The sequence below is a fragment of the Deinococcus multiflagellatus genome (assembly GCF_020166415.1).
Classification (GTDB): domain Bacteria; phylum Deinococcota; class Deinococci; order Deinococcales; family Deinococcaceae; genus Deinococcus; species Deinococcus multiflagellatus.
Window position 1 is genome coordinate 179,637 of record NZ_JAIQXV010000001.1, and the last position, 26,991, is coordinate 206,627.

At 69.8% G+C, this 26,991-nt stretch carries 24 protein-coding genes; 12 read left to right on the forward strand and 12 right to left on the reverse strand.

Annotation, left to right across the window (positions count from 1 at the left end; all coding sequences use genetic code 11):
* Positions 1-47: 47 nt before the first annotated feature.
* The 8 genes from K7W41_RS00865 to ftsE all read right to left on the reverse strand — a co-directional run bounded on the left by K7W41_RS00865 (position 48) and on the right by ftsE (position 5,980).
* Positions 48-641: an LON peptidase substrate-binding domain-containing protein gene (locus tag K7W41_RS00865; RefSeq protein ID WP_224603791.1), complete on the reverse strand. Its 594-nt coding sequence runs from the start codon at positions 639-641 to the stop codon at positions 48-50.
* A 113-nt stretch (positions 642-754) separates the two neighbouring features.
* The gene (gene trmD, locus K7W41_RS00870; protein ID WP_224603792.1) at positions 755-1,582 is read right to left on the reverse strand and encodes a tRNA (guanosine(37)-N1)-methyltransferase TrmD; all 828 of its coding nucleotides are present in this window, start codon (positions 1,580-1,582) and stop codon (positions 755-757) included.
* Entirely contained in the window at positions 1,572-2,117 is a 546-nt protein-coding gene (gene rimM / locus K7W41_RS00875) for a ribosome maturation factor RimM (RefSeq protein WP_224603794.1), read from the reverse strand. The genes trmD and rimM overlap by 11 nt, the downstream gene beginning before the upstream one ends.
* Positions 2,114-2,353: a KH domain-containing protein gene (locus K7W41_RS00880; protein ID WP_199188284.1), complete on the reverse strand. Its 240-nt coding sequence runs from the start codon at positions 2,351-2,353 to the stop codon at positions 2,114-2,116. The genes rimM and K7W41_RS00880 overlap by 4 nt, the downstream gene beginning before the upstream one ends.
* Before the next feature lie 88 nt (positions 2,354-2,441).
* Positions 2,442-2,690 carry a 30S ribosomal protein S16 gene (gene rpsP, locus K7W41_RS00885; protein ID WP_224603796.1) on the reverse strand — a complete coding sequence of 83 codons (249 nt, stop codon included), beginning with the start codon at positions 2,688-2,690 and terminating at the stop codon, positions 2,442-2,444.
* 140 nt (positions 2,691-2,830) lie between these two features.
* On the reverse strand, positions 2,831-4,321 hold the full coding sequence (locus tag K7W41_RS00890) for a murein hydrolase activator EnvC family protein (protein WP_224603798.1): 1,491 nt from the start codon (positions 4,319-4,321) through the stop codon (positions 2,831-2,833).
* A complete protein-coding gene (locus K7W41_RS00895; protein WP_224603799.1) occupies positions 4,318-5,181 on the reverse strand; it encodes a cell division protein FtsX in 864 nt (287 codons plus the stop codon). The genes K7W41_RS00890 and K7W41_RS00895 overlap by 4 nt, the downstream gene beginning before the upstream one ends.
* Positions 5,182-5,296: 115 nt before the next feature.
* Entirely contained in the window at positions 5,297-5,980 is a 684-nt protein-coding gene (gene ftsE, locus K7W41_RS00900) for a cell division ATP-binding protein FtsE (RefSeq protein WP_221088911.1), read from the reverse strand.
* A gap of 714 nt (positions 5,981-6,694) precedes the next feature.
* Here ftsE and K7W41_RS00905 point away from each other — a divergent pair.
* Positions 6,695-8,011: a S41 family peptidase gene (locus K7W41_RS00905; protein ID WP_224603801.1), complete on the forward strand. Its 1,317-nt coding sequence runs from the start codon at positions 6,695-6,697 to the stop codon at positions 8,009-8,011.
* A 78-nt stretch (positions 8,012-8,089) separates the two neighbouring features.
* Here K7W41_RS00905 and nadE read toward each other — a convergent pair whose 3' ends face one another.
* Entirely contained in the window at positions 8,090-8,935 is an 846-nt protein-coding gene (gene nadE / locus K7W41_RS00910; protein WP_224603804.1) for an ammonia-dependent NAD(+) synthetase, read from the reverse strand.
* A 55-nt stretch (positions 8,936-8,990) separates the two neighbouring features.
* Between nadE and K7W41_RS00915 the strand changes: the two genes are divergently transcribed.
* From K7W41_RS00915 to K7W41_RS00930, 4 genes are all read left to right on the forward strand, one after another.
* Positions 8,991-10,385 (forward strand): MFS transporter, encoded by a 1,395-nt coding sequence (locus tag K7W41_RS00915; RefSeq protein ID WP_318010883.1) that lies wholly within the window; start codon positions 8,991-8,993, stop codon positions 10,383-10,385.
* Between the two features lie 20 nt (positions 10,386-10,405).
* Positions 10,406-11,314: an ADP-ribose pyrophosphatase gene (locus K7W41_RS00920; protein ID WP_224603807.1), complete on the forward strand. Its 909-nt coding sequence runs from the start codon at positions 10,406-10,408 to the stop codon at positions 11,312-11,314.
* A 78-nt stretch (positions 11,315-11,392) separates the two neighbouring features.
* Positions 11,393-12,022: a CoA transferase subunit B gene (locus K7W41_RS00925; protein ID WP_224603809.1), complete on the forward strand. Its 630-nt coding sequence runs from the start codon at positions 11,393-11,395 to the stop codon at positions 12,020-12,022.
* A gap of 277 nt (positions 12,023-12,299) precedes the next feature.
* The gene (locus tag K7W41_RS00930; protein WP_224603810.1) at positions 12,300-13,199 is read left to right on the forward strand and encodes a hypothetical protein; all 900 of its coding nucleotides are present in this window, start codon (positions 12,300-12,302) and stop codon (positions 13,197-13,199) included.
* Here the strand turns inward: K7W41_RS00930 and K7W41_RS00935 are convergent.
* Positions 13,185-14,543 (reverse strand): cytochrome P450, encoded by a 1,359-nt coding sequence (locus K7W41_RS00935; protein WP_224603811.1) that lies wholly within the window; start codon positions 14,541-14,543, stop codon positions 13,185-13,187. The genes K7W41_RS00930 and K7W41_RS00935 overlap by 15 nt on opposite strands.
* Before the next feature lie 69 nt (positions 14,544-14,612).
* Here K7W41_RS00935 and K7W41_RS00940 point away from each other — a divergent pair, with 69 nt between their 5' ends.
* The 3 genes from K7W41_RS00940 to K7W41_RS00950 all read left to right on the forward strand — a co-directional run bounded on the left by K7W41_RS00940 (position 14,613) and on the right by K7W41_RS00950 (position 18,202).
* On the forward strand, positions 14,613-16,277 hold the full coding sequence (locus K7W41_RS00940) for an acyl-CoA carboxylase subunit beta (protein WP_224603812.1): 1,665 nt from the start codon (positions 14,613-14,615) through the stop codon (positions 16,275-16,277).
* 195 nt (positions 16,278-16,472) lie between these two features.
* Positions 16,473-17,681: an acyl-CoA dehydrogenase family protein gene (locus K7W41_RS00945; protein WP_224603813.1), complete on the forward strand. Its 1,209-nt coding sequence runs from the start codon at positions 16,473-16,475 to the stop codon at positions 17,679-17,681.
* Between the two features lie 44 nt (positions 17,682-17,725).
* On the forward strand, positions 17,726-18,202 hold the full coding sequence (locus K7W41_RS00950; protein WP_224603814.1) for a hypothetical protein: 477 nt from the start codon (positions 17,726-17,728) through the stop codon (positions 18,200-18,202).
* On the opposite strand, the gene K7W41_RS00955 is transcribed toward K7W41_RS00950, so the two are convergent.
* Positions 18,144-19,100 (reverse strand): DUF1152 domain-containing protein, encoded by a 957-nt coding sequence (locus K7W41_RS00955; protein ID WP_224603815.1) that lies wholly within the window; start codon positions 19,098-19,100, stop codon positions 18,144-18,146. The genes K7W41_RS00950 and K7W41_RS00955 overlap by 59 nt on opposite strands.
* A gap of 120 nt (positions 19,101-19,220) precedes the next feature.
* Here K7W41_RS00955 and K7W41_RS00960 point away from each other — a divergent pair, with 120 nt between their 5' ends.
* The 4 genes from K7W41_RS00960 to K7W41_RS00975 all read left to right on the forward strand — a co-directional run bounded on the left by K7W41_RS00960 (position 19,221) and on the right by K7W41_RS00975 (position 24,945).
* Complete coding sequence (locus K7W41_RS00960) at positions 19,221-20,177, forward strand: hypothetical protein (RefSeq protein WP_224603816.1); 957 nt, start codon at positions 19,221-19,223, stop codon at positions 20,175-20,177.
* Between the two features lie 343 nt (positions 20,178-20,520).
* Positions 20,521-21,135: a hypothetical protein gene (locus tag K7W41_RS00965; RefSeq protein ID WP_224603818.1), complete on the forward strand. Its 615-nt coding sequence runs from the start codon at positions 20,521-20,523 to the stop codon at positions 21,133-21,135.
* Between the two features lie 520 nt (positions 21,136-21,655).
* Entirely contained in the window at positions 21,656-23,920 is a 2,265-nt protein-coding gene (locus K7W41_RS00970; protein ID WP_224603819.1) for a RelA/SpoT family protein, read from the forward strand.
* Between the two features lie 59 nt (positions 23,921-23,979).
* Entirely contained in the window at positions 23,980-24,945 is a 966-nt protein-coding gene (locus K7W41_RS00975) for a hypothetical protein (protein ID WP_224603822.1), read from the forward strand.
* 142 nt (positions 24,946-25,087) lie between these two features.
* On the opposite strand, the gene K7W41_RS00980 is transcribed toward K7W41_RS00975, so the two are convergent.
* Entirely contained in the window at positions 25,088-26,749 is a 1,662-nt protein-coding gene (locus K7W41_RS00980; RefSeq protein WP_224603825.1) for an FAD-binding dehydrogenase, read from the reverse strand.
* Positions 26,750-26,991: the final 242 nt, after the last annotated feature.

The following is a 26,991-nucleotide window of genomic DNA, read 5'->3' on the forward strand; positions in this document are numbered from 1 at the left end:
AGAGGGGGCCGGGCCGGACGGGGGAGACGGGCACCATCGCCCGGAGCCTAGTTCAGCAGTTTGGCTTCGCGCGGCACATAGCCCAGCAGCACGTCCAGGCGGTCGCCCAGCGTGGGGGCGCGCAGGGCGTCTTCGCGCTGCTCAGGTGTCAGCGGCAGGCTGGCGGCAGCAAAGCTGGCCAGCAGCAGCGGCTCACTGGGCGCGGCGCGGCGCAGGGCCTCACCTTCTTCGGGGCGCAGGCGAATCAGGGCCGAGAGCAGCTCGCCCGCCGAGACCCGCTCCACCTCAGTGTCGTCGCCTGCCAGGGGCCACAGCCGCACGTCGGCGGACAGATACGGCTGGTCGAAGTGAAAGCGCTCGATCTCAAAGCGCTCGCCCCCCGTGACCAGGATGGTGCTGGTGCCGTCCTCGTGGCCCTGCGCCTGGCGCAGCGAGGCCAGTGTGCCCACCCGCGACACCCGCTCGTGAAACGGCCTGTCCGACTCTTCTGAGGACACCACGATACGCACGATGCCAAAGGGGCTCCCGCTGGCCTGCACGTCTGCCAGCAGGGCCCGGTACCGGGGTTCAAAGACGTACAGCGGCAGCAGTACGCCTGGAAACAGCACCAGCTTGGGCAGAGGAAACAGCGGAACGCGCATACGCCGTTATGGTGCCCCCCAGGCGCGCCCGGAACTTGAGCGCAGCCCACACACCACCGGGAAAAACGTCAACCGTTTCTGCATGGGCGCTTAAACCTCGCCCCACAAGCTCATCAGTCCGCTTTGGCCGGACGCTTCGCCGTGCGGCGCCGCTTGGGCGGGGGCGGCGGCGGGGCGCCCCAGGCCGCCAGCTCGGCCTCGCTGACCCCCAAGGCCAGCAGCGCCGCGCTGTCCTGCGGGGTCAGCGGGGCCTGGGCCAGCAGGTCCGGGCGCCGGGCCAGGGTGCGCCGCAAGGCCTGCTCGCGCCGCCACGCCGCCACCGCCGCGTGGTTGCCGCCGCGCAGCACCTCGGGCACCGCGTGGCCGTTCCATTCGGGCGGGCGGGTGTATTCGGGGTAATCCAGCAGCCCCGAACTGAACGAGTCCATCTGGTGCGATTCTGGGTCGCCCAGCACGCCGGGCCGCAGGCGCGCCACCGCTTCCAGCACGCAGGCGGCCGCTGCCTCGCCGCCCATCATCACGAAGTCGCCAATGCTGAGTTCCCGCGTGACCAGGGTCTCCACGCGGGCGTCAAAGCCCTCGTAGCGGCCACAGAGAAAGGCGAGGTGGCGTTTGCCCGCCAGTTCCTCGGCCACCGCCTGGGTGAAGGGCTGGCCGGCCGGGCTGAAGAGAATCACCTCGTCGGCCGGGGGGAGGCTCTCCAGGGCACGCTGGGCGACATCCACCCGGATCACCATGCCGGCGCCGCCGCCGTACGGGGTGTCGTCCACCTTCAGGTGCTTGTTCTGGGCGAAGTCGCGCAGGTTCACCAGCTGCACGTCAATCAGGCCCCGGGCCGCCGCCTTGCCCAGAATCGCTTCCTGCGCAAAGGGAAAGAGCAACTCGGGGAACAGCGTCAGGAACGAGAAGGACAGGGGTGTGGGCGGGGCCTCAGTCGTCACGGTCGGGTTCGGCGTCGCCCAGCAGGTTCTCCGGGGCGTCCTCGGTGAGCGTGATGGCGCGCGGGCGCCGCTTGTCGTTCAGTTCCACCACCACATACGGCGCCTGCAGCGGCACAAACGACTCGCCGCCCGGGTGGCGCACCACCAGCAGGTCCTGATGCCCGCCGTCCAGGGCGTCGGTGACCTCGCCCAGCACCTCGCCCGAGGCGCCGTGGACAGCCAGGCCGCGCAGTTCGTGGTAGTAGTACACGCCCTCTTCGGGTTCGGGCAGTTCATCGTCGGCGGCGTACACCTGCAGGCCGCGCAGGTCCTCGGCGGCCTCGCGCGTGGTCACGCCCGCCAGCCCCAGCGCCACCCCGGGCGAGAGGGGCTCGGCCTTGGTGACCCGCAGCCAGCCCCGGCCCTCCACGTACACCCGCTTTAAGGCCAGCAGCTGCTCCGGATCCCCCAGCACATACACCTTGACGCCGCCGCGCACCCCGTGTGGCCCCAGAAAGTGCCCCAGCCGGGTGCGGTCCTGTTCGCCCCCGCTCACGCTTTGCGGGGGGCGTCTAGGTCCACGTTCAGGCGCTCGCGGGGGTCGGCGGCGGCGCGCACCAGCGTGCGAATGGCCTGAATCACGCGGCCCTGGCGGCCGATCAGGCGCCCTTCCTCACCGGGGCCCACGCGCACGACCACGGTGGGGCCACGCCGCGCGGCGCGCACCAGCGCCGGCTGGTCCACCACGCTCTGCGCGAGGTACAGGGTCAGTTCCACGGGATCGGTTTTCATGGCGGGCATTCTACCGCCTCCAGGGCCGCGCGCAGGACAACAAAAAAAGCCCCCCGGGTTAGGGAGCTTGTCCTGCGCAGCGCACCGCTTAAGCGACTTTCACACCCTGGCTCTTGAGCAGGCGGCGGGCGGTGTTGGTGGGCTGGGCGCCCTGGGCAATCCAGTGGGCGGCGCGCTCGGCGTCCACCTTCAGGTAGTTTTCAGTGGTCTTGCGGGGGTCGTAGTAGCCCAGGCTCTCGATGTAACCGCCGTCGCGGGGGCGGCGGGCATCGGTGACCACGATGCGGTAGTGGGGGTTGTGGGTGGAACCAAAACGGGACAGGCGAATCTTAACCATGACAAACAACCTCGGAGGGGGGGTTTTGAGGGTACAGCGCCCGCTAGGATCACGGGGGTCATGCGCCCGTCAGCAGCCAACCGGGGTGCGCACCGAAGAAGGGTAGCAAATGCGCTGTAGAACGGCAAGGTGCCCCAGCGCTAGAACGGCGGCGGAATCACCTGCTGGCCCCGGCGCAGCTGGAACGCCATGCTGTCGGGGCCAATGATGGAGCTGCCGCCCACGGTGCCCAGCGGGGTGCCGCGCGTCACCCGGTCGCCCGTGTTCACGTACTTGTCGCGCAGGCCCAGGTACACCGTGACCAGCGAACCGTGGTCCAGCAGCACCACCCCGCCCAGCGAGGCGTAAAAGGTCGAACTGAGCACATTGCCGTCCTGCGCGGCGACCACCTGCGTGGCGCCAGACAGCACCACCCATGGCGTGCCCCCCGAGCCATACGGCGCGCTGACCCGTCCGCCCGGCAGCGGAAAGCCCATCGGGCCGGTCTGGGCGGGCAGGGGGGCCAGCTGCACCTCGGCCTGCTGCTGCGCTTGTTCCACTTGCTGCTGGCGCTGCTTCAGCGCCGCCTGCTCCTGCTGCAGCTGCGACTCGCGCTGGCGCTGCTGGTCCAGGCGTTGCTGGGCTTGCTGGGCCGCGGCACGCTCGGCTGAGGCCCGCGCCGCTGCGGCGCGGTTGGCCTCGGCGCGGGCCGCCGCCGCCGCACGTTCACGGGCCACCCTCTCCTGCTCGGCGCGGATGCGCGCGAGGCGTTCGGCTTCCTGCCGGGCCCGCTCCTGCGCTTCACGGATGCGCCGCGCTTCGGCCTCGCGGCGACGGCGCTCCTCTTCCAGCTTGCGGCGGCGTTCCTCGGCCAGGCGGGCCTGCTCGGCCTGCACCTGCCCCACCAGCTGGTCAATGGTGCGTGCGGCCAGAGCCTGCTCGGCCTGCCGCTGGGCGGCCAGCGTGCGCTGCCCCTGCTCACTGGCACGCAGCTGCGCGAGCAGGGTGTTCTGCTCGGCGCGCTGGGCCTGCAGCGCCCGCAGCTTGCCCTGGCGCTGGGCCTGCAGGGTGCGCAACTCCTGCGCCTGCTGGGTTTGCAGGGCGCGCTGCTGCGCCAGCACCTTGACATCGGCCGCCAGGGTCTGAATGACGCGGGTGTTGTATTCGCCCGCGCGGTTGGCATACTGCAGCCGGATCAGGAGGTCCGAGAGGCTGCGCGACTGCGAGAGCAGCTGCAGGTAGCGCCCGGAGCGGTCCCGGTACTGCAGCCGCAGAATCTCGCGCACGTCGCCCTGCAGCCGCGTCACGCGCGCCTGGGTTACTTTGAGCTGACTGCCGGTGTCGGCCAGGGCCCGCTCGGCCAGGGCCACGCGGGCGGTGGCGGTGGCCAGTTCGTTTTCCAGCTGCCCGGCGCGCCGGGTCAGGTCGTCCAGGCGGCCCAGCGTCTGGCGCTGCTGCGCGCTGAGGCTGGCAATCGCCCGCCGCGCCTGCTCGATCTGCGCCACCTTCTGGGCATTCAGGTCGCGCTGCTGCTGCAGTTCGCGCTGCAGGCTTTGCAGCCGCTCGCTGGTGGTCTGCGCCAGTCCGGCCTGCGGCACCCCCGCCAGCAGGGCCACGGCCAGCAGCGCCGCCGCGCGCTGAGGGCGCTTCATTCCAGCTCCCGCAGGTAGCGCCGCGTGGCAAACAGGCTGCCCAGCAGCCCCGTGAGAATGCCCAGCACCGCCACGCCGCCCAGCAGCGGCAGCAGGGTGTCCAGGTCGCGCGCCACCGGAAAGACCGGCGCCAGCTGCTGCACCCGCCCCGCCAGCGCCAGATACGCCGGGGTCAGCAGAGACACCGCCAGCGCGGCGGCCAGTGTGCCCACCAGCAGCCCTTCAATGACATGCGGCATGCGGATAAACCCCCGCGTGGCCCCCAGCAGCCGCATCACGCTGATCTCGTCGCGCCGGGCGTACATCGCCACCCGCACGGCGTTCAGGATGTTGAACAGGGTGCCCAGGAACAGCAGGCCCACCAGCACGTACCCGGCCCCGCGCACGGCGGTTAGGGTGCGCACCGTGGGGTCCACGTAGTCGGCGCCGTATTCCACGTCCTCCACGCCGGGCAGCTGCGACACCGCCTGCGCCACCACCCGCGAATCCTCCACGCGGCCCACTCGCAGCCGCAGCGTGTCGGGGAAGGGGTTGCCCACCAGCGCCACGGCGTCGCGGGTGTAGGGCGAGTCCTGGGTCATCTCCTGCAGCACCTGTTCGCTGGTGACCAGGGTGGCCTCGCGCACCTGCGGCAGCTGCCGGACCTGGGCCAGCAGCGCGCTGTCCTGGGCGCCCGGCGTCAGGAAGGCCGCCACCTCCACCTGCGATTCCAGCTGTGCCAGCGTGCGGTTCACGTTCAGCGTGAGCAGCAGCACGAACCCCAGCATCAGCAGCGTCAGCGTCATGGTGACCAGCGTGGCCAGCGTGGCCGTGACATTGCCCCGCATGGCAAGCAGGGCCTGGCGGAAGTGGTAACTCATGGCTGGCCACCGGCCAGGGTGACAGTTGATGGTAGATGGTTGACGGAGAACAGCCCCACGCCATCAACCCTCAACCGTCTACCATCCACAGGCCGCACAGCGGCCTTTACCCCCCTCACAGCGCATACCCCCCATACGGATCGTCGCGCACCAGTTTGCCCTTGCGCAGGGTGAGGGTGCGGTGGCGGAAGGTTTCCACGAGGTCGCGGGCGTGGGTGGCGACGATCACCGTGGTGCCGCGCAGGTTGACGTTTTGCAGCACCTTGAGCACCTCACGGCTGTTGTCGGGGTCGAGGTTGCCGGTGGGTTCGTCGGCCAGCAGCAGGGGCGGGTTGCCCACAATGGCGCGGGCAATGGCCACGCGCTGCTGCTCGCCCTGCGAGAGCTGCACTGGCAGGGCGTATTTCTTGTGTTCCAGGCCCACGGTGCGCAGCGCGCCCGCCACCCGCTGCGGCCACTCGCGCCCCGGCACGCCGGTCACGCGCAGGGCGAAGGCCACATTGTCGTAGGCGTTCAGGTGCGGCAGCAGCAGGTTGTCCTGAAACACCGTGCCCATGCGGCGGCGCAGCAGCGCGGTGCGGCGGCCCCGGTAGCGCGCCAGCGGCTCTCCGGCCACCTTGACCTCGCCCCGGCTGGGCAGGGCGCGCTTGAGCACCAGACTCATGAAGCTGCTCTTTCCGGCCCCTGAATGGCCGACCAGATACACGAATTCGCCCTTGCCCACATGCAGCGACACGTCGTCCAGGGCCAGGGTGCGGGTCACTGGGTATTCCAGCGACACATTCTTGAAATCAATCACGCCGCACCCCGCAAGGAGAGGCGCAGCGGCAAGGCGGTGCGGTTGGTCATGCTCGCGGCCCAGCATAGCCTGGATGGTGGTGGGGGCGGTGAAAGGGGGAGGGGGGCTTTTTGTTGGGGCGAGGTCGTTTGCTGGCTTTGCCCCACCCCCCCAGCCCCCCTACCCCGGAGGGGCAGGGGGGAGTACCGCTGCGCTCGGCAAACGTTGACTGACGGTTCGGGGCAGCTTGCCTTCGCCCCGCGTTGTACGCCGTGGCCTGCCTCCGCCCATCGCCGTACGCCCGCGCGCTGCGCGCACGACGGCTTCCGTTGCTCGCCCCGTAGGGGTGAAGGGCATGAACGCTTAAGACACGAGGTTCTACTTTTGAAAGGCAAAAGCCGCTGTTGCCTCTGCTGCTGTTCAAAGTAGAACCTTCTGGGCCGCACCAAGACAGCTTGCCCCTCTACCGCCCAGGTCCAGACGAGGCCGTCGTGCCCGAAGGGCGCGGGCCATTGCGCGTCACCAGCGGATGGCGTCGAGGCCGGACACGTCACTTGGTCGCGCAACCCCAGCCGACGCCAGTAGAAACTCTTGCCCAGCGCAGCGCCGCTCCCCCCTGCCCCTCTGGGGTAGGGGGGCTGGGGGGGTGGGGCCACACGCAGGCTAAACACAAACCACCCCCCCCTGTAACAGCCGCCCCCTTTGATCTCATCCTCAAGCACTATCCTGCACCCCGTGAACGCCAAACGTCTAACCGTCACCCTGGCCGCGCTGGGCGCGACCGCCGCCGTCGCCTACGCGCAACTCGGCGGGTACACCCAGGCGAACCTCAGCAGCACCCCCGAGGGGCGCACTTTCCTGCAGGTGCTGAATGACCTCAACCGCCTGTACCTGTACCCGGTGGACCAGGAGAAGGTGCTGCGCGGGGCGATCAACGGGGCCATTGGCAGCCTGAACGACGAATTCACCTACTACAGCGAGCCCGCAGACAACGCCATTGACGCCGCCAACCTGCAGGGCGAGTTCTTCGGCATTGGCGTGCAGCTGGTGGCGGCCAACGCCGACGGCACGGGCGGCAAGATTGACAACGTGTACCGCGGCGGGGCCGCCTCGCTGGCCGGGGTGCAGATTGGCGACCAGTTCCTGAAAATTGGCGACACCGACGTGACCACCGCCAAGCTGAACGAGATCGTGCGCCTCGTGCGCGGCGAGAAGGGCACCACCGTGACCGTCACCTTCGCCCGCGACGGCAAGCCCTACACCGTCAAGATGGAGCGCCAGCCCGTGACCATCGTGAGCGTGGAATCCACCGTGCTGCCCGGCAACATTGGCTACATCGCCCTGAACACCTTCTACAACGAGAAGGTGACCGAGCAGTTCCGCGCCGCCGTGGCCGACATGAAGAAGAAGAACGTCAAGGGCCTGATCCTGGACCTGCGCGACAACGGCGGCGGCCTGCTGAACGCTGGTGTGGACGTGGCCGACCAGTTCATGCAGAGCGGCCCCATCGTGAGCCTGCGCGACCGTTCTAAGGCCACCGAGGTCTTCGGCACGGCCCGGCGCCAGGCCAGCGACTACACCGGCAAACTGGTGGTGCTGGTAAACAAGAACAGCGCCAGCGCCAGCGAGGTGGTCTCCGGCGCCCTGCAGGACACGGGCCGCGCGACCATCGTGGGCGAGCAGACCTTTGGCAAGGGCGTGGCCCAGATTCCCGTGACCCTGCCCGACGGCGGCAAGGCGGCCATCGTGAACAGCGAGTGGCTGACCCCCAAGGGCCGCCAGATTCACAAGAAGGGCATCACGCCCGACGTGGTGGTCAAGGATACCCGCTACACCACCCCCGTGAACTTCACCGGCAGCGGCGTGAAGCCCGGCGAGAAGATCACCCTCACCATTGAGGGCAAGCCCGTGACCGTGACCGCCGACAAGGACGGCAAGTTCACCTACACCGGCGAAATTAAGCGCCCCACCCGCAGCGCCCAGCAGGGCGAGGCCACCGTGGACCTGCAGAACGACGCCATTCTGAAAAAGGCCGTGGACCTGCTGAAGTAAGGGCAAAGAAAAGAGGGCGGCTCCGGGAGGGGCCGCTCTTTTGTGTGCTTCCAGCTCGGCGTTCCTGCGCCTCCGTTCCTACGCCTTCTCCGGGCGCTCCTGCACCTGCCACCAGTCGTCGAACGGTGAGACCGGCTGCGCGCGCTTGTGGCGGGTGGCGAGGTACAGCCCTTCCAGGCGCGCGGCCACCTCGCCTGGCACCGGCTGGCCTTCCAGATAATCGTCAATTTGCGTGTAGGTCACGCCCAGGGCGGCCTCGTCGGGCAGGCCGGGGCGGTCGTCTTCCAGGTCGGCGGTGGGCACCTTCTGCCACGTTTCGGGCGGGGCGCCCAGCTCGGCCAGCAGCGCCGCGCCCTGGCGTTTGGTCAGGCCGCTTAGCGGGGTCACGTCCACGCCGCCGTCGCCGTACTTGGTAAAAAAGCCGGTCAGGGCCTCGGCGGCGTGGTCGGTGCCCACCACCAGCAGCACCTCCTGCCCGGCCAGCGCGTACTGGGTGACCATGCGCAGCCGGGCTTTCACGTTGCCGCGCACAAAGTCGCGCAGCGGCGTACCCAGCGCCTCGCCCGCCGCCTGCGCCGCCGCGTCGCTGGCCGCCTGAATGTTCAGGGTTACGGTGCGGTCGGGCCGGATAAAGGCCAGGGCCCGCGCGGCGTCGGCCTCGTCGGCCTGCACGCCGTAGGGCTGGCGCACCGCCACGAACTGGGCGGCCTCGCCCCCGGCGCGCAGCCGCTCGGCGGCCAGCTGGCACAGGCGCCCGGTCAGGGTGCTGTCCTGCCCCCCGCTGATGCCCAGCACAAAGCCCCGGGTGCCAGAAGCCCGCAGGTACGCGCACAGAAACGCCACCCGGCGCTCCACCTCGGCGGCCGGGTCAATGCGGGGCTGCACCCCAAGGTCGCGCCGGATGCTGTCCCTCAAACTGACCACGGGCGCAGTATGGCACGGCGTTCCCCCAGTCCCCGGGGCGCCTACACTGGGGGGCGTGACCGACCGGCCCACCCGTCTTCGCCTGCCGGCGCACGCCGCGCCCGCGCCCCCACCCGGCACCGTGCGCGTGGACGACGCCTTGAGCGCCCTGGGCACTGGCCGCTTTCAGGTGCGGCTGCTTCTGATCTGCGGCCTGAGCTTCGCGGCGGCGGCCATGGAGGTGCTGGTGATGGGCTTTGCCCTGCCCGGCATCACCGCGCACTTTGGCCTGCAGGGCAGTCCCACACCGCTTCTCATGGCCACCTTTATCGGGATGCTGCTGGGCGCGCCGTTCTGGGGCCTGCTGGCCGACCGCCTGGGCCGCCGCCCGGTGTTTCTGACCACCACCGTGCTGGGCGTGGTCTTCGGCTGTCTGGGCGCGCTGTCGCCCAGCGTGGAGGTGCTGATTGCTGCGCGGGTGCTCACCGGCTTTGCGGTGGGCGGCACCATGCCGGTGGATTACTCGCTGCTCTCGGAGTTTCTGCCCCCCGCGCGGCGCGGGCGGTTTCTGGTGCTGCTGGAAAGCTTCTGGGCCGTGGGCACCCTGGCGCTGGCGGCGCTGGCCTACGGCCTGAGCGTGCTGCTGCCCCCGGAAGCGGGCTGGCGCTGGCTGCTGGCCCTGGCCGCTCTGCCGGGGGTGGTGGGCCTGCTGGTGCGCGCCGGCGTGCCGGATTCCCCCTACTGGCTGCAGGTGCGGGGCCGCCTGGACGACGCCCGCGCGGCCCTGGCGGTGGTGGCCCGTGTGAACCGCCGCCCCCTGCCAGAGGCGCCCCTGAGTCCCCCATCCCCTGGCGCGGTCGCCGCCCGCCACCGGCACCTCCTGGGCCCGGCCTGGCGCGACCGCACCTTTCTGCTGGCGGGCGCGTGGTTTGGCATGAGCCTGGGCTACTACGGCATTTTTTCGTGGTTGCCCGCCTACCTGCGCACCCAGGGCGTGGATCTGGGCGAAACCTACCGCACGGCCATGATCCTGGCGATTGCCCAGATTCCCGGCTACCTGCTGGCCTCGCTGCTGATCGAGTGGGCGGGGCGGCGCGTGACCCTGGTGGCGTTCATGCTGGCCAGCGCGGCCGGGGCTTACCTGTTTCTGGTGGCCGGGGACTCCAGCGTGGCGGCGCTGCTCACCTCCGCGCTGCTGTCGTGCTCGCTGCTGGGGGGCTGGGGGGCGCTGTACGCCTACACGCCCGAACTCTTTCCCACCCCGCTGCGCGCCGGGGGCATGGGCCTGATCAGCGCGTTTGGGCGGCTGGCCAGCGTGCTCTCGCCCCTGGCAGCCGGGGCGCTGCTCAGCGGCAACCTGGGGCAGGCGCTAAGCGTGTTTGCCGCCGCCTTCATCATCTCGGCCGGGTGCGTGTGGGGCATTGGCATCGAGACGCGTGGCCGCCCCCTGCCCGACGGAGAGCGGCACTGAACGCGGCCCGGACGCTGGCTGTGTACATCGGGCGCTTTCAGCCGCCGCACGCCGCGCACCTGCACACCATGCGCGCGGCCCTGGCCGGGCACGGCCAGCTGCTGGTGCTGCTGGGCAGCGCCAATCTGGCCCGCAGCGTTAAGAACCCCTGGAGCGCCGCCGAACGTGCCCGCCTGATCCGCCGCGCCCTGGCCGCCCAGGGGGTGCCCCTGACCGGGCTGCACCTGCGCCCGCTGCCTGATGACTTTGACGCCGGGCGCTGGGCCGCCCGGGTGCGCGCCGAAGTGGAGGGCCTGGCCCAGCGCACCGGGTCCGCCAGAGTGGTGCTGACCGGCTTTGAAAAGGACGCCAGCAGCGCCTACCTGCGCTGGTTTCCCGAGTGGGAACGGGCGCCCGTTTCTGCCCAGGGCGACCTGAACGCCACGGCCCTGCGCGCCGCCCTGTTTGCGGGTGAGGCCCTCCCGGCCTGGACCCCGCCCCCGGTGGCCGCCTTCCTGCAGGCGTTCCGGGCCACACCAGCGTTCGCCCGCCTGCAGGCCGAATTCCAGGCGGTGCAGGCCGAGCAGAAAGCCCGGCGCGGCTCCGGGCCCCGGCACGAGGTGCTGCGCCTGTTCCTTGACCATGCCGGGCCAGGCCAGACCGCGCGGGTGTGGCTGGGGCGGCGCCCGGGGCCCATCGGCGCGGGGCTGCTGGCGCTGCCAGGCGAGGTACTGCCTCCGGGTGCCCCGCTTCCCGTCTCGGCCGCCGTCTTCGATCACCCGGCCCGCTCGCTGGGGTGGCCGGCGGTGGCCCATGTGGTGCCGGTCTCGGCGCCGCCCCCTGGCACCCGGCCCGTCTTGCTGGACAGCGCGCTGCGGCGCCCGCGCGCCTTCTTTGAGGACCACGCGGTGATCCTGGCGCGGCTGCGCACGCCTGCGCCCGGCCGCTGACGCTTGACACCCCCCGCCGCCGCGCCGCAAGCTGCCAGCGGATTTCCACCCTGAACCCTGCGCCCCAAGGAGGCCCCTATGCCCTGGACCCGAGACGAGATGGCGGCCCGCGCCGCGCGCGAACTGAGTGACGGCTACTACGTGAACCTGGGCATTGGCCTGCCCACGCTGGTGGCCAACCATATCCCCGAGGGCGTATCGGTGATGCTGCAAAGCGAAAACGGCCTGCTGGGCATTGGCCCCTTTCCCACCGAAGCCGAGGTAGACCCCGACCTGATCAACGCGGGCAAGCAGACGGTCACCGCCCTGCCCGGCGCCAGCTTCTTTTCCAGCGCCGATTCCTTTGCCATGATCCGGGGCGGGCACGTGAACCTCGCCATTCTGGGCGCCATGCAGGTGAGCGAACACGGCGACCTCGCCAACTGGATGATTCCCGGCAAGATGGTCAAGGGCATGGGCGGCGCCATGGACCTTGTGGCTGGCGTGCAGCGCGTGGTGGTGCTGATGGAACACACCGCCAAGGGGGACGCCCACAAGATCCTCCCCGAATGCACCCTGCCCCTGACCGGCAAGGGCGTGGTGGACCGGATTATCACCGACCTGGGCGTGCTGGACGTGACCCCTGAAGGCCTGAAACTGGTGGAACTGGCCCCCGGCGTGACCCTGGACGAACTGCAGGCCAAGACCGGCGCGCCCGTTCACGCGTAAGCATCCAGGAAAGCTGACCAGGGGTGCCTCCGGGGGGCCCCTGGTTGCTGTTGAGGGGGAAGGGGAAAGAGCCTGGGCCGTTCGCTTCCCGCTGCGGCGTCGCGCTCGGAGGCCCAGGCAGGGGAAAGGGTCGAAAAAGACCCCCTCTGGATGACCAACGTGCGGGAGAACTGCTTCCTGGGCCGCTCTGGCAATGGGTCGCCCTGGCGCCGCACCTCCCTGCCCGAGTGGTCAACCCTGCACGCGCCGCGATCCCGCCCCTCCTATGCTGCGGCAGATGCGCCGCGCCCCCTTGCTGACCGTGCTGGCCCTGCCCCTGGGCTACGGGCTGGGCTGGTTCCTGTTTGGCCTGCCGGGTGGGGTCGTCTTGGCCGCTGGGCTGGGGGCGGCCCTGGGGCTGGCCGCCGGAGTGGGCGGCGCCCGGGGCGTGGCCGGCTTTCTGCGCCTGCTGGCCCTGCTGCTACTGGCCGCCGGCATGTTGTGGCTGCTGGGCGGCGGCCTGCTGCTGCTGGGCATGACCACCTCACCCAACAATCCTCTGCCTATCGGCCTGGGCGGGGCGTTGGTGCTTCTGGGACCGGGTGCGGTCCTGCTGTGGCTGCTGGGCACCCTGGCGCGCCGGCTGGCCCAGGGCGCCCCGCCACTGCTGGCCAGCCCAGCGGCGCCGTTCGTGCTGGTGGGCGGGGCGGTGCTCTTCGCCTTCGCTCCAGCGGTGCGGGTGGACTGCCGGGGCCTGCAGGGCGACTCCTTTCTGCGCCCAGACAGCGGCTTTTCTGGGGCCAGCGCCGCCCAGACCTTCTGGGCCAGAAGGCCCGCGCTGATCCCCGGCCGCGCCGAACTGCCGGCCGACTTCGTGGTGGACGGCGTGCGCGCCAGCGTCACCCGCTGTTTCCGGGACCAGCAGGGCCGGCCTCGCCCGCTGACCCTGCGTGCCAGCGCGCCGCTGCTGGTGGTCCACCTGACCGAACGGGTGCGCCCCGGCATGCGGGCCTACGCGGCGGTCTTTACCCCCGGCGAGCACCGCAAGCTCACCCCCTGGCAGCCGACCGAGCCGCCCTACAGTGCCCAGCGCGTCCACCGCCCGTACCACTGGCCCGGCTGGGTGGTGTTCCCCGATTTGCCCGAATTGCCCCCGGCGCTGGAACAGGCGTTGCCGCCGTCTTCAGGTGGGCGGTAGCGCGCGGACCCGCGCCAGCACCGCCCCGTCCGGCTTGAGGGTCAGGCCCGCCGCCAGCCCCTGTGGTCCGCCGCCGGGCACCTCCAGCGTGAAGTCGCGCAGCACCAGCGCGGCGATCAGCGCGCTTTCCAGCAGGGCGAGGTGGTTGCCAATGCACATCCGGGCGCCGGCGCCAAAGGGCAGAAAGGCGTCGGGGGTGCGGGTCAGGCCCAGCCAGCGCTGTGGGCGAAAGGCGCCCGGCTCTGGCCAGTGGCGGCTGCAGCGCTGCAGCAAAAAGACATTCACGCTCACGTGCGCGCCCTCCGCCAGTGGCACGCCGCCCACCGTCACGGGCCCGGTGGCCTGCCGGGGCAGCAGCCACGCGGGCGGGTACAGGCGCAGTGTCTCCTGAATGCAGGCCTGCAGCAGCGGCAGGGCCCGCACCTGCGCGGCGCCCGGGGCGCCCTGGCCCAGCTCTGCGCGCACCTCGGCCTGCACCTGCGCGCGCACCTCCGGGTGGCGGGCCAGCATCAGGAACAGGAACGTGAGCAGGGTGGCGGTCGTCTCGTGTCCGGCCAGGAACAGGGTCATGACCTCATCGCGCAGCTCGGCGTCGCTCAGGCCAGTGCCGCCCTCGTCACGCGCCGCCAGCAGCTGCCCCAGCAGGTCGTGCCCGCCGGACCCCGCCGCGCGCCGCGCCGCGATGATCCGGTGAACCACGCGGTCCAGCGCCGCCCCCGCCGCCTGGGCCCGGCGTTCTCCGGGCGTGGGCAGGCGCCAGTCCACAGGGGACCGTACCCGGTCGGCGGTGCGCGAGAGCAGCGGGGGCAGTTCGCGCTCCACCACCGCCAGGTCGTCATCGGCCAGGGCGGTGCCAAACAGCGCAGTCGCCACGGCGCGCAGGGTCACATGCAGCATCTCGCGCCCCACGTCCACCGGTTCGCCGCTCTGTGCCGCCTTCGCCAGCCGGTCCAGCAGGGGAGAGGTGGACGCCACGATGGCCTCGGCCATGCCCTCCAGCGCCGCGCGGTGAAAGGCAGGCTGCATCAGGCGGCGGTGGGTGCGCCACGTTTCGCCCTCGGCGGTCAGCAGGCCGGTGCCCAGAAACGGCTGCATCTTCTGAATGCCGCGCCCCTTGCGAAAAAAGGCGGCCTTGTCCACCAGCACCTCGCGCGCGGCTTCTGGCGAGGCCACCACCAGCACGTCGCGCGGGCCCATGCGAATGCGGAACAGGTCGCCGTAGGCCGCGCGGCTGTGGCGCAAAAAGCCCAGGGCGTCGCGGCGCAGTTCGGGCACATGGCCCAGCCAGGAAGCCAGGGGCCCACGCGGGGGCGGCCCAGGGGGCCAGCCAGCAGGAAGGGTCATGCCTCAGTATGGCGCCTGTTGCCCAGCCCCCACTTCTCCTAACGGGCGTTTGTTAGACTGGGGCCACAGATGACGCAGACCGACCCCAGCGCGCCCGCCGCGCCGCCCGCCCCCTGGCCTGACGCCCTGGCCCGCCTCGCCGCCGATCAGGCGCGGGTGCGCTCGGGCGGCGGCCCCAAGGCCCAGCAGCGCCAGCACGAGAAAAACCGCCTGACCGCCCGCGAGCGTATTGCGCGGCTGGTGGACGAGGGCACGCCCTTCGACGAACTGATGACATTTGCCGGCTACGGCATGTACGAGGACGTGGGCGGCTGCCCCTCGGGCGGCACTGTGACCGGGATTGGCACGATTGCCGGGCGCCCCTGGATGATCGTGGCGAACGACGCCACCGTGAAGGCCGGCGCCTTCTTTCCCATCACGGCCAAGAAGGTGATCCGCGCGCAGACCATCGCCCTGGAAAACCACCTGCCCGTCGTGTACCTGGTGGACAGCGCAGGCGTTTACCTGCCCATGCAGGACGAGATTTTCCCCGACCAGGACGACTTCGGGCGCGTGTTCTACCTGAACGCCCGCATGAGCGCCCGGGGCATTCCCCAGATTGCCGCCATCATGGGCAACTGCGTGGCGGGCGGGGCGTATCTGCCCGTCATGTGCGACACCCTGATCATGACCGAGGGCTCCGGGCTGTACCTCGCCGGGCCCGCGCTGGTCAAGGCGGCCATTGGGCAGGTCGTGGACAGCGAGGATCTGGGCGGCGCCAGTATGCACGCCTCGATTGCCGGCACTGTGGACTACAAGGAACCCGATGATGAGGCGGCCCTGAAGCGCATCCGCGCCCTGGCCGACCTGTATGCGCAGGGCGAGGTGGCCCCCTTTGCGAGGCGGCGCAAGGCCACGGTGTCCGCCCCCGAACGCGACCTGACCGACCTCGTGGGCTTTGACGGGGGCAAAACCTACGACGTGCGCGACCTGATCACCGCCCTGGTGGACGGCGGCGAATTCCACGAATTCAAACCCGACTACGGCGAGACGCTGGTGTGCGGCTTTGCCCGCGCGGGCGGCTACCCAGTGGCGTTTGTGGCGAACCAGCGCACGGTGATCAAGAAGAAGCTCAAGAGCGGCGGCGAGCCCGGCCTGCGCACCCGCATTGAGGTGGGCGGCGTGATCTACGGCGACAGCGCCGACAAGGCCGCGCGCTTCATCATGGACGCCAATCAGGCCGGGGTGCCGCTGGTCTTCCTGTCGGACGTGACCGGCTTTATGGTAGGCCGCGACAGCGAACAGGAAGGCATTATCCGCCGGGGCGCCAAGCTGGTGAATGCCGTGAGCAACTCGGTGGTGCCCAAGATCACCATCATCACGGGCGGCAGCTTTGGGGCTGGCAACTACGCCATGAACGGCAAGGCCTACGCGCCGCGCTTCCTGTTCGCGTGGCCCAGCGCCAAGTACGCCGTCATGAGCGGCAACGCGGCGGCCAAGACGCTCCTGGATATTCAACTGGCCGCCCTGAAGCGCGCGGGGCACCAGCCCGACGACGAGGAATTGCAGCGCCTGTACGATGAGGTAAAGGCCAAGTACGACACCGAACTGGACCCCCGCTACGCCGCCGCCCGCCTGTGGGTGGACGAGATCATTCCGCCGAACGACACCCGCGACCGCCTGATCCGTGCCCTCGAAGCCTGCGCCCAGAACCCCGAGCAGGACGAGTTCCGGGTGGGTGTGTTTCAGGTGTAGGTGTTCCGCTCCCTCTCCCCTGGTGGGAGAGGGTTGGGGTGAGGGGGCGTGTGACCATCGTTCATCTGAGCACGTTGCCTTGCCACACCGTTCAGCCCCGCCGGATACCGTCGGCCTTACCCCCCTCCCCGCCTCCCCCGCAAGGGGGGAGGAGCAGAAAAGCAAATTTCCCCCCGCCCCCCAAAGGAGCCCCCCATGACCAGCACCCTGTCCCGCCCCGACGCCGCCAACCCCAACACCGCCCCCCTCAACGACGACCAGCGCACCATCATCAGCGCGCTGAAAAGCTTCCTGAAAAACAAGGTGGAGCCCGGCGCCGCCGAGCGTGACCAGACGGGCGAATTCCCGTTCGAGATCGTGCGCGAACTGGGCGAGATGGGCATCATGGGCGCCCAGACGCCCGAGGAGTACGGCGGGGCCGGCCTGGACACCGCCACCTTCGCCATGATCATCGAAGAGATTGCGGCGGTGGACGGCAGCCTGTGCCTGACGGTCGCCAGCCACAACAGCCTGTGCCAGGGCCACATCCTGATTGGCGGCACCGAGGCGCAGAAGGCCAAGTTCCTGCCCGACCTCGCCAGCGCCAAGAAGCTGGGGGCCTGGGGGCTGACCGAACCCGGCAGCGGCAGCGACAGCGGCGGGATGCAGTCGCGCGCCGTGGAACAACCCGACGGCAGCTGGATTCTGAACGGCTCCAAGAACTTCATCACCCAGGGCAGCGTGGGCGGCACCTACGTGGTGCTGGCCCGCACCGACGCCGCCCGCCCCGGCAAGGGCAAGAACGACGGCATCTCGGCCTTCGTGTTCAACCGCGACGAGGTGCAGGGCTTTTCCATTGGCCGCAAGGAAGACAAGCTGGGCCTGCGCTCCAGCGACACCGCGCAGCTGATCTTCGAGGATATTCATCTGCCCGCTGACGCCCTGCTGGGTGAGCGCGGCAACGCCTTCAAGGACGTGATGAAGGTGCTGGACGGTGGCCGCGTGGGCATTGCGGCGATGGGCCTGGGCCTGGGCCGCGCCGCCTATGAATACGCCGCGCGCTACACCATGGGCCGTGAGCAGTTCGGCAAGCCCATTGCCCACAACCAGAACCTCGCCTTCCGCCTGGCCGACATGGACACCAAGCTGGAAGCCGCCCGCCTGCTGATCCGCAAGGCCGCCGACCTGAAAGATGCCGGCATGAACTTCACCGTGCCCGTGGCCCGCGCCAAGCTGTACGCCACCACGGTGGGCGTGGAAGCCTGCGACGAGGCGATTCAGATGCTGGGCGGGTACGGCTACATCAAGGAATACCCCGTCGAGCGTTTCTGGCGCGACAATCGCCTGACCCGCATTGGCGAGGGCACCGACGAAGTGCAGCGTCTGGTGATCAGCCGCGACGTGCTGAAACGCTTCGCGGAATAAGCCAGGCGACCGATTTCAGCCTGAGGCGCGGCGACCATCCTGTGATGGTGCCGCGCCTCAAGACCATTTCGCTTCAAACGTTGCTGCTGGCGCGGAACAAATTGCCTCTGCGCTCCGATGACCGGATGGAGCAGGTGCTTGTCCGGTTCCGCGTGCCGTTTGATGCCGCCGCAACAAGCAGGGTCGCCACGCACCTCATGCAGGGTAAGCTCGTGTTCTGGTTTTTCGAGGGGCTGCTGAACAGTCTGGAACTCACCGCCCCGCACGAGCCGTCCGACCTCATCAACTGGTGCGGGTTTGATTGGGCGCAGGACAGAGACCGCTTGCTGCATTGGTGCCAAGTCGAAGGCATTCCACTCGATCTGATGGTGGAAGCAGGGGAAAGTCAGCTCTGGCAGAGCCCGTCCGGCGCCCTGCTGTCCGTTCACGAGAGGCGGCTCTGGAACGTGACTCTGGACTTGTTCACACCGGAATCGTCACGCGGGGCCGGATTTGAACCGAGTCCCGGTGAGACTCAATGACCCGGCCCACATCGGTCAGGGTCTGGGTGCTACGCATGGCGTCGTAATACTGCAGCCGCCGGGCCACCGCGCCCAGGTCAAAGGTCCAGTACAGGCCCATCAGGGGGTTGATCCACAATTCGCTGCCCTGCGTGCGGCTGGTGACGTGGTGGTCACCGTATTGCCCCTCCACCGCGCTCAGGATGCTGCTGTTCACGATGCTGGTATACCGGGGCATCATCTGAAACACGGCCTCGCAGGCGTCGCGGTATTTCTGCACGGCCGCCATGTCCGGCGTGAGGCTGAAGGCCCCCAGGTAGGCGCCTGCCCGCGTAAGTTCCGCTGCGGCCTCCAGATAGTGCGCGTGGCAGACCCCGTGAAAGCGGTCGATGCCAAAGCCCAGGCAGGCCAGCAGTTTTTGAACGCCCTCCAGTTCGTTCACCGCGACCAGGCTGGTGGCGTCTTCATGGGGGGTGCCCAGGTCCACCTCGTCGCCGCGCATCAGGGAATCGGTGCCGCCGTCCACCAGCAGCACGGTGTCCACCTGCAGGTGCCGGACCAGCGCTTTGTAGGCGGTGTTCAGGGGCGCGGCCCCCACCTTGCGAAAGGCATACACGGTGTCCGGCTCGCCCTGGGTGCGCAGCCAGCGGCTGAGCCAGTATTCCGGGAAATACTCGCCCGGCGTGACCAGCAGGTCCGGGGTCACCTCAAACACCGCCTGCGCCAGACGGGGCCGGGGCACATAGGGCAGGCTGGTAAAGGAGTAATTGGCCAGGAACACGGCCTTGCCCTCGGCCTTCAGGGCAAAGTACAGCGGCAGGCCACAGAACACGTCGAAGCCGCCGCCCATGCCTGCGATCAGGATGCGCCGGCTGGACGCCAGTGCCTTGAAAAAGGGGGGCTGCACCGCGCTGAGCATGCCTCCATTCTTCCAGACCGGTGCGGCGTTGCGTGACCATTCCCGGCCCTGCAACGCCCGCGCAACTCTGGCCCTGGCATCCTCTGGCCCATGAGGCTGCGGCTTCCCCGGAGGTGTCCTATGAACCGAGTTCTGCTTAGTGCCGTCCTGCTGCTCTCTGGCAGCGCCCTGGCCCAGTCCATTCCCTTCGTCTCGGACGCCCTGAACTACGCCCGCACCGGCACCGTCGCCAAGGACACGCGCGCGGTGGTCTACGCCACCGTGACCCTGGTGTCGGCCCTGCCCGCCCAGACAGCCGACCGCACCGTGGTGGCCTACGGCAGCGGGCCTTTGGACCTGGGCGGCACGGCGGTCGCGCCGCAACTCAGCGGCGAGTTTCCGGTGCTGTGGAACACCGGCAAGCCCTTCCTGAACACCGGCGCCACCCTCAGCCTCACCCTGAACCCGGACGGCAGCGCCTTGATGGGTCTGAAGCTGGACGGCAAGAATTTCCTGGGGCGGCCCCCCGCGCCCGTGAAGTTCACCCCGGCCGGCGAGGTGCTGGTGGCCACGGGAACAAATCTGGGCAGTTTCCGCACCATGACGCTCACGCTGAACAAGGGCATCTGGCCCCCGCCAAGTGCACAAACAGCCAAACCCGTTCAGCCTACGCAGCCCCCCAAACCCACTGGCGTCCGGGTGCGGGTCAGCAGCCGCCTCGTGGTCACGAACGCAGACGACGGCTTTGCCGACAACACGGTGGAACTGTACGGCCCTATCCGGTACAACACGGGCGAACTGAACCTGTACAACAACTCGGCGGGCAAGGGCACGCAGTTTGCCGGCGAGACGATCATCGTGGACATCCCGTTCGCCAATCCTGACGCCCGGTTTCTGTCGGTGGCGGGCCGGATCGTGGACCGCGATTCGCTCTCGAAGACCGACCTGCTGTGGCAGCACCCCGGCGCCAAATTCGACCTGCTGAAGGCCGTGCAGGACAAACCCCAGGGCCCCACCTCATGGACCCTGCCGGGCGACGGCAACGATGAAAGCGCCGACCTGCAGATTACTGTGGAGAAGGTGGAAGACCTGTACTGAACGCGGCCCCACAGCGGCGGCCCGGTTCACCCTGGGTCCTGAACGCCGCCCCTGGACACTGCCCAGGCCGCTCTCTGTTCAGGCCGTCCCCCTCGTTTGCACCGGAGGCTTTGCAGGAAGCCCCCTGGGGGACCTGTGGGTTCGTGGGCTCTGAGCGGTCACCCCATGACCGGAAGGTGAACCCATCAGGTCATGGGGTGCGGAAGGCGCGAGTGACCGCCACAGAGGGCAGTTGGCTGGGCGGCCAGGGGGGGCTTTGCTCCCTTCGGCGTCACGGAAGACCGCGGCCAGGATGAGGGGGGGCCCGTTCTGCGCCCAGCCCGCTCCCGCGCTACCGTCTGGTATGGCCCCGCAGCGGCACGCCGCCCTGATCACGGCCCTGGGCGGCGCGCACCCGCTGACCCCGGCGCTGCTGGCCTGGGCCCACCGTTCGCCCGGGTTTGCACCGTTCCTGGCGGCCCACGAGACCAAGGTGCGGCGCAAGCTCCGGCAGGCCACTGGCCCGGAGGCCCAGGCGGACCTCGCCGCCGAACTGGCGCTGGCGGCGTGGCTGCTGCAGGAACGGCGCTGGACGCTGGCGTACGAACCACTGGCCGCCAGTGGGGGACGTGGACCCGATTTCCGCGTGGCCGCACCGGACGGCAGCGGCGCTTGGTTTCTGGAGGTCACGCGCCTGCACCCGGCGGCCAGTCCCGACGCCCTGACCATGAAACTCGCCCGCACCCTGGCCGACAAGGCCGGACAGTGGCCGCCGGGCGCCAGCACTGTTCTTGCGGCGGTGCTGCCCCCAGAGGCTGGCGACGCCGCTGGGCTCCTGCGCCGCGCGCTGGGTCTGCTGCAGGCAGCGGCCGGGCAGCCCACCCCGACCCTGGACGGCCGCGCTTTTGCCCAGCGCCAGCCCCGCCTGAGCGCGGTGGTGCTGTGCCAGGGCGCAGCAGAGGACCACTGGCCAGTCTAGACCCAGGTGCTGGCCATGCCCGGCGCCCGACACCCCCTGCCCGCCGAAACCGCGCGTCGCCTGCGCCGCCTGACGACGGCTTAACGTTTACCCATGAATGAAATGATGGTAAGCCCCGTGCCATCTGTGTCAGAGCGCGGGGCCTACAATGGCGACATGAAGGGCCTGCGCGAATTTGTGGAGTGGTTGCGCGAGGTGCTCCAGGGGAGCCCGCAACCCCAGCCCGTGCCGGTGCCCGTCCGCGTGCGCGAGCGACAGCGCCGCTGATTGGATCACTGGATTTTCTCTTCCTTGCACTCTTCCGCCCACCGCACTGGTGGGCGTGTTTCTGTTGGGGTGGGTTTCAGGCCGCCTCTGTAATCTGCCCACGCGCGTGCCGGCAGGTGTTGACTGGCAGGAGAGGGAAACACCCGGGACGTGCAGGGGCGTCCTGTTCTGCTTTGGCGGCTGCGGCCCTGCACAGAATCTGTCTCAGGCTTCAGGCGCTATTGTGCGGGGCGTGGTGGACGGCGATCATGGAATGGGAGAGCTGCGCGCGCTGATCGCGTCTCGCCCCGAAGACGACAGGGCGCGGGTAGAAGCGGCGTATATCTTTGCGCGCGACGCCCACGCCGGGGTCAACCGCAAGAGCGGCGAGCCCTACATCACGCACCCGGTGGCGGTGGCGGTCATTCTGGCGCGCCTGGGCATGGACACCGACAGCATCATGGCCGGGCTGCTGCACGACACCGTGGAAGACGTGGACGGCGTGACCTTCGAGCTGATCGAAAGCCAGTTCGGCCCCGATGTGCGGCGCATTGTGGAAGGGGAGACCAAGGTCAGCAAGCTCTCCAAGCAGGGCTCGCAGAGCGCCGAGGTCAGCGAGACCGGGCGCGACGTGCAGGCCGAGAACCTGCGCCAGATGCTGATTGCCATGACCGGCGACATCCGCATCATCGTGGTCAAGCTGGCCGACCGCCTGCACAACATGCGCACGCTGGGCTCCATGAAGCCCGAAAAGCAGGTGCGCATTGCGCGCGAAACCATGGACATCTTCGCGCCGCTGGCCCACCGCCTGGGGATTGGGCAGATCAAGTGGGAACTGGAAGACCTGAGTTTTCAGTACCTGCACCCGGATGACTACGCCTACTTGCAGTCGCGCCTGCGCACCCGCCAGGACGAGCGCGACGCACTGATCACCCGCGCGGTGGCCGACCTGCGCGCCGCCCTGGAAGACGATCTGGAACTGCCCGAGTGGGTGGCCGACATTGACATTGCCGGGCGCAGCAAGCACCTGTGGAGCATCCACAACAAGATGAAGCGCGAGGGCAAGGGCCTGGAGCAGATTTTCGATCTGCTGGCCATCCGCGTGATGCTGACCCCGCGTGACCTCGTGGTGCCCCCTGGCACCGACGACGCCCGGCGCGAGCGTGCCGAGGCCACCCGCGAAAAGCGCATCTGTTACCACACGGTCAGCATTGTGCATTCCATCTGGACGCCGCTGCCTGGGCGTTTCAAGGACTACATTGCCGTGCCCAAGCCCAACGGCTACCAGTCGCTGCACACCACGGTCATCAGCCAGAGCGGCCAGCCCATTGAGGTGCAGATTCGTTCGCGGCGCATGCACGAGGTGGCCGAGTACGGCATTGCCGCGCACTGGATGTACAAGCAGGGCTCGCAGCTGGCGCAAAAGGACCGCGAGAACTGGATTGCCCAGCTGCGCGAACTGCAAAACGAGATCAACGACGCTTCCGACTACATGGACGCGGTGAAAACCGACATCCTGTCGCAGCGGGTGCGTGTCTTTACGCCCAAGGGGCTGGCGATCAGCCTGCCGGCGGGCAGCACGCCCGTGGATTTTGCCTACCACATCCACACCCGGATTGGCGAAACCACGGTGGGCGCGCGGGTGAACGGCTCGATTGTGCCCCTGTCGCACCGCCTGGGCAACGGCGACATGGTGGAGATCGTAACCAGCAAGAACGGCCACCCCAGCAAGGACTGGCTGAACTTTGCCGTCACCCGCTCGGCGCGCGCCAAGATTCGCCACCACTTCCGCCAGCAGGAACGCACCGAGGCGCTGCAGCACGGCCACGACCTGCTGGAACGCTACCTGCGCAAGCGCCAGCTGGCCGTGCGCCAGCTGATGCGCACCAAGCTGCTGGAAGACGCCACGCAGAAACTGCTGGGCACCCGCAACCCCGACGACCTGTATCAGGCCCTGCACGCCGGCAAACTGACCCCCAGCGGGGTGGGGCGCGTGCTCTCGCCGCAGCTGGCCCAGGAGCAGGCCCCCGCCCCCAGCCGCCGCGCGCCCGTGCCCAGGGCGCCGGAACCGGGCGGCGTGTACGTAGAGGGCTTTACCACCAACACCAAGCTCAGCCAGTGCTGCAATCCCATCCGGGGCGATCAGGTGATGGGCTACCTGACGCGCGGGCGCGGCGTGAGCGTGCACCGCATTGACTGCCCGAACATGATCCGCCTCCTGAAAGACGAGCCCGAACGCTGCGTGGCGGCCTCCTGGGAGGCGGGCACGGCGGGCACCATGCTGGTGGATGTGGACGTGATCGCCCCGGACCGCCAGGGCCTGCTGGCCGACGTGCTGGGTGTGCTGGCGCGCGAGAAACACAGCCCCACCAAGGTAGAGGCCGTGGTGGGCGCCCAGGAAATCGCCGTGATTCACCTGAGACTGCATGTGGCGGGCCAGAGTGACCTGGAAGCGGTGCGCCGCGCCATCCTGGCCGTGCCCGGTGTGACCGACGTGGTGCGGGTGGGCGGGCGCAAACGCAACGGCGCGGGCTCGTAGCGCAGGCACTCTACACTGCGGGCCATGCGCCGACCCCCTGCCCGTCCCCCGAGGCCCCTGTGCCCCTGACCCTGCTGCCCGACCTGGGGGACCTGCTGCGGCTGCAGCCCCAGTTCAACGCGGGCACGGTGGTGGAGGCCCTGCGCCACCTGGGCGCGCGGGAGGTGTGGTGGGCCACGGGCCGCGACCCGGACCACCCCCTGCGCGACGCCCTGCCCGCCGCCGGGGTGGCCCTCCACGAGGCCGCTCCCGACTGGTCCTGGGCCGACGCCGAGCACGAGCAACTGCTGTCCTTTCTGGGCCAGTACCCCCAGGGCCGCGAGCGCCTGAAGCGGGCCGCGCAGGCCGGGCGCGAGCTGGCTGCCCTGGTCACCGCCCCCCTCACGCTGCCCCAGGCGATCAGCCCCGACGTTCTGACCACCCTTGGGCGCAGTCTGGACGCTGAACGGGAGGCGCTGGACGAGGGCCCCGGCACCCGCTGGCGCGCCCGGCGCCTGGGAGAAACGGCGCAGGTCCTGGCCGCTCAGGGCGGCGTGGCCCTGGTGCCCCTGGACGACCTGCCCGGCCTGTTGCCGCTGCTCCCCGGCGCGGCCTTGCCCGACCTGAGTGGCTTTGCCCCCGGCGACACCAGCCGCCTGCGGGCCCTGGCCGACCGCGCGTGGCAGCTGAGCGACAGTGACGACCTGGGCAGCCTGCTCGCGGCCCTGGAGCGGGAAGCGGGCGACCCGGTGACGCCCCGTGCCGAACTGGACGCCGCCGAGGCACACATTTATCTGGCGGTGGGCGAGCTGGCAGCGGCCCGCGCCCGTCTGGAACGCGCCGCCCACGCCCTGACCGACCACCTGCCGCGCAGTCTGGCGGGGCTGGTGCTGGCCCGGCTGGGGCAGGTACGCGACGCCCAGGGCGAGCGCGACCTGGCCCGGCGCACGTATCAGGCGACCCTGGCTCTGGGGTATGCCCCCCAGGTGGCCCGCGAAGCCGCGCAGGCCGGGCTGGACACCCCGTTTACCCTGGCGCTGGGCTGAGAGGGGGGACCAGCGTCACCCTGGGGCCAAGGGGCAGCCTCTTCACTCTGTCTGCGACACGGTCTGGATCGGACACGGATTTCGTTCGCCCACGGGGTCACTAAACCCCTTCGGTTCCCCAGGCTTCCGCTTTGACCACCCCTTACCGCACCGCCGCTGCGATGGCCCGCCCAGCCACCCGCCCGCTGAACAGGCAGCCGCCCAGGAAGGTGCCCTCCAGCGCGCGGTAGCCGTGCACCCCGCCGCCCCCAAAGCCCGCCACCTCGCCCGCCGCGTACAGGCCCGGCATGGGCTGGCCGCCCTGGGTCAGCACCCGGCCCTGCAGGTCGGTTTCCAGCCCGCCCAGGGACTTGCGCGTGAGGATATTCAGGCGCACGGCGATCAGCGGGCCGCCCGCCGGGTCTAGCAGCGGCGCGGGCTTGGCCACCCGGATCAGGCGCTCGCTGAGCAGCTGCCGCGCGCCGCGCACCACCGCCAGCTGCGGGTCCTTGCCCGCCGCGTTGCGCAGCTGCAGGTCGCGGTCCCGGACCTCCTGTTCCAGCACCACAAGGTCCACGAGGTCGGTGCCGGTCAGCGCGTTCATGCCTGCCACCAGTTCGGGCAGAGTGTCACGCACCACGAAATCGGCGCCCCGGTCCATGAACGCCTGCACGGGCGGCTGCACCGCCTTGCCCACACGGCGCAGGGTCAGCGGCAGGCTGCGGCCCGTCAGGTCCGGGTTCTGTTCGCTGCCGGACAGGGCGAATTCTTTTTTGATGATGGCCCGGTTGAGCACAAACCATGTGTAGGGGTAGCCGTGCCGGGTGATGTGCCCCAGGGTATCCAGGCTGCTGGCCCCCGGAAAATGCGGGAAGGGCAGGCGCCGCCCCGTGGGGTCCAGCCACAGGCTGCTGGGGCCGGGCAGGATGCGAATGCCGTGGTTCGGCCAAACCGGGTTCCAGTTGCGCAGGCCCTCGGTGTAGTGCCACATGCGGTCGGGGTTGATCAGCCGCGCCCCGGCCGAGCGCACCGCCTCCTGCATGGCACCGTCCACATGCCGGGGCACGCCAGAGACCATGAAGGCGGGGGCGGGCCCCAGCCGCTCGGCGGGCCAGTAGTGGCGCACCAGCGCGTGGTTGCCGCCAATACCCCCAGAGGTGACCAGCACCGCCTGGGCGTTCAGGCTGAAGTCACCCACCACCACCCGCGAACTGCTCTCGCCCCGCGCGGCGTCCGAGGGTTCCAGCACGTCCCCGTGCACGCCCTGCACCACCCCGCCGGTGATGTTCAGCCCGCGCACCCGGTGGCGAAAGCGCAGCCGGATGCGGCCCGCCTGCACATGCTCGCGCACCCGGCGCTCGAACGGCGCCAGCACGCCGGGCCCTGTGCCCCAGGTGAGGTGAAACCGGGGCACGCTGTTGCCCGGCAGGCCCGCCCCCGCGCCGCCGCGTTCGGCCCAGCCCACAGCCGGAAACCAGCGCATGCCCAGCCCGTGCAGCCACGCGCGCTTTTCGCCCGCTGCAAAGTCCACGTACGCCTGGGCCCACTGCCGGGGCCAGTGGTCCTCGGGGCGGTCAAAGGCGGCCGTGGCCATCCAGTCGCGCAGAGCCAGTTCGGGCGAGTCGTGGATGCCCAGGCGGCGCTGCTCCGGGCTGTCCACGAAAAACAGGCCCCCCAGCGACCAGAAGGCCTGGCCTCCCAGGTTCTGCTCGCCTTCCTGGTCCAGCAGCAGCACGCGCCGCCCGGCGTCGGCCAGTTCGGCGGCGGCCACCAGTCCGGCCAGACCCGCGCCAACCACAAGTACGTCTGTCTCCAGTGTGGGCATGGCCCATTTAAACAGGGCAGCGGTGGTCGGGTGCCCTTTCGGCGGGCGGCCCTGGTTCAGCCGGGTTCGCGCCCGCAGCCCCAGCCTTCACCTTTTCTCAAGGCAAATTGGGATTCTTCATTATCAGATGTGAAAACGCCCAATTGCGGGCCAAATTTCGGTGAATGGCGCGTTGGGCCAACTGTCAGGTGAGGCCGGTGTTCTCACCCTACGCTGGGGCCGTTCCACCCCCGCAGCGGGGG

Coding starts and splice junctions, on each gene's coding strand:
- K7W41_RS00925 (WP_224603809.1), top strand. CDS start 11,393: ATGCCCTGGACCCGAGACGAGATGGCGGCCCGCGCCGCGCGCGAACTG.
- K7W41_RS00940 (WP_224603812.1), top strand. CDS start 14,613: ATGACGCAGACCGACCCCAGCGCGCCCGCCGCGCCGCCCGCCCCCTGG.
- K7W41_RS00945 (WP_224603813.1), top strand. CDS start 16,473: ATGACCAGCACCCTGTCCCGCCCCGACGCCGCCAACCCCAACACCGCC.
- K7W41_RS00955 (WP_224603815.1), bottom strand. CDS start 19,100: ATGCTCAGCGCGGTGCAGCCCCCCTTTTTCAAGGCACTGGCGTCCAGC.
- K7W41_RS00890 (WP_224603798.1), bottom strand. CDS start 4,321: ATGAAGCGCCCTCAGCGCGCGGCGGCGCTGCTGGCCGTGGCCCTGCTG.
- K7W41_RS00865 (WP_224603791.1), bottom strand. CDS start 641: ATGCGCGTTCCGCTGTTTCCTCTGCCCAAGCTGGTGCTGTTTCCAGGC.
- K7W41_RS00980 (WP_224603825.1), bottom strand. CDS start 26,749: ATGCCCACACTGGAGACAGACGTACTTGTGGTTGGCGCGGGTCTGGCC.
- K7W41_RS00950 (WP_224603814.1), top strand. CDS start 17,726: ATGGTGCCGCGCCTCAAGACCATTTCGCTTCAAACGTTGCTGCTGGCG.
- K7W41_RS00930 (WP_224603810.1), top strand. CDS start 12,300: ATGCGCCGCGCCCCCTTGCTGACCGTGCTGGCCCTGCCCCTGGGCTAC.
- rpsP (WP_224603796.1), bottom strand. CDS start 2,690: ATGGTTAAGATTCGCCTGTCCCGTTTTGGTTCCACCCACAACCCCCAC.
- K7W41_RS00880 (WP_199188284.1), bottom strand. CDS start 2,353: ATGAAAACCGATCCCGTGGAACTGACCCTGTACCTCGCGCAGAGCGTG.
- K7W41_RS00895 (WP_224603799.1), bottom strand. CDS start 5,181: ATGAGTTACCACTTCCGCCAGGCCCTGCTTGCCATGCGGGGCAATGTC.
- K7W41_RS00965 (WP_224603818.1), top strand. CDS start 20,521: ATGGCCCCGCAGCGGCACGCCGCCCTGATCACGGCCCTGGGCGGCGCG.
- K7W41_RS00970 (WP_224603819.1), top strand. CDS start 21,656: ATGGGAGAGCTGCGCGCGCTGATCGCGTCTCGCCCCGAAGACGACAGG.
- K7W41_RS00935 (WP_224603811.1), bottom strand. CDS start 14,543: ATGACCCTTCCTGCTGGCTGGCCCCCTGGGCCGCCCCCGCGTGGGCCC.
- K7W41_RS00960 (WP_224603816.1), top strand. CDS start 19,221: ATGAACCGAGTTCTGCTTAGTGCCGTCCTGCTGCTCTCTGGCAGCGCC.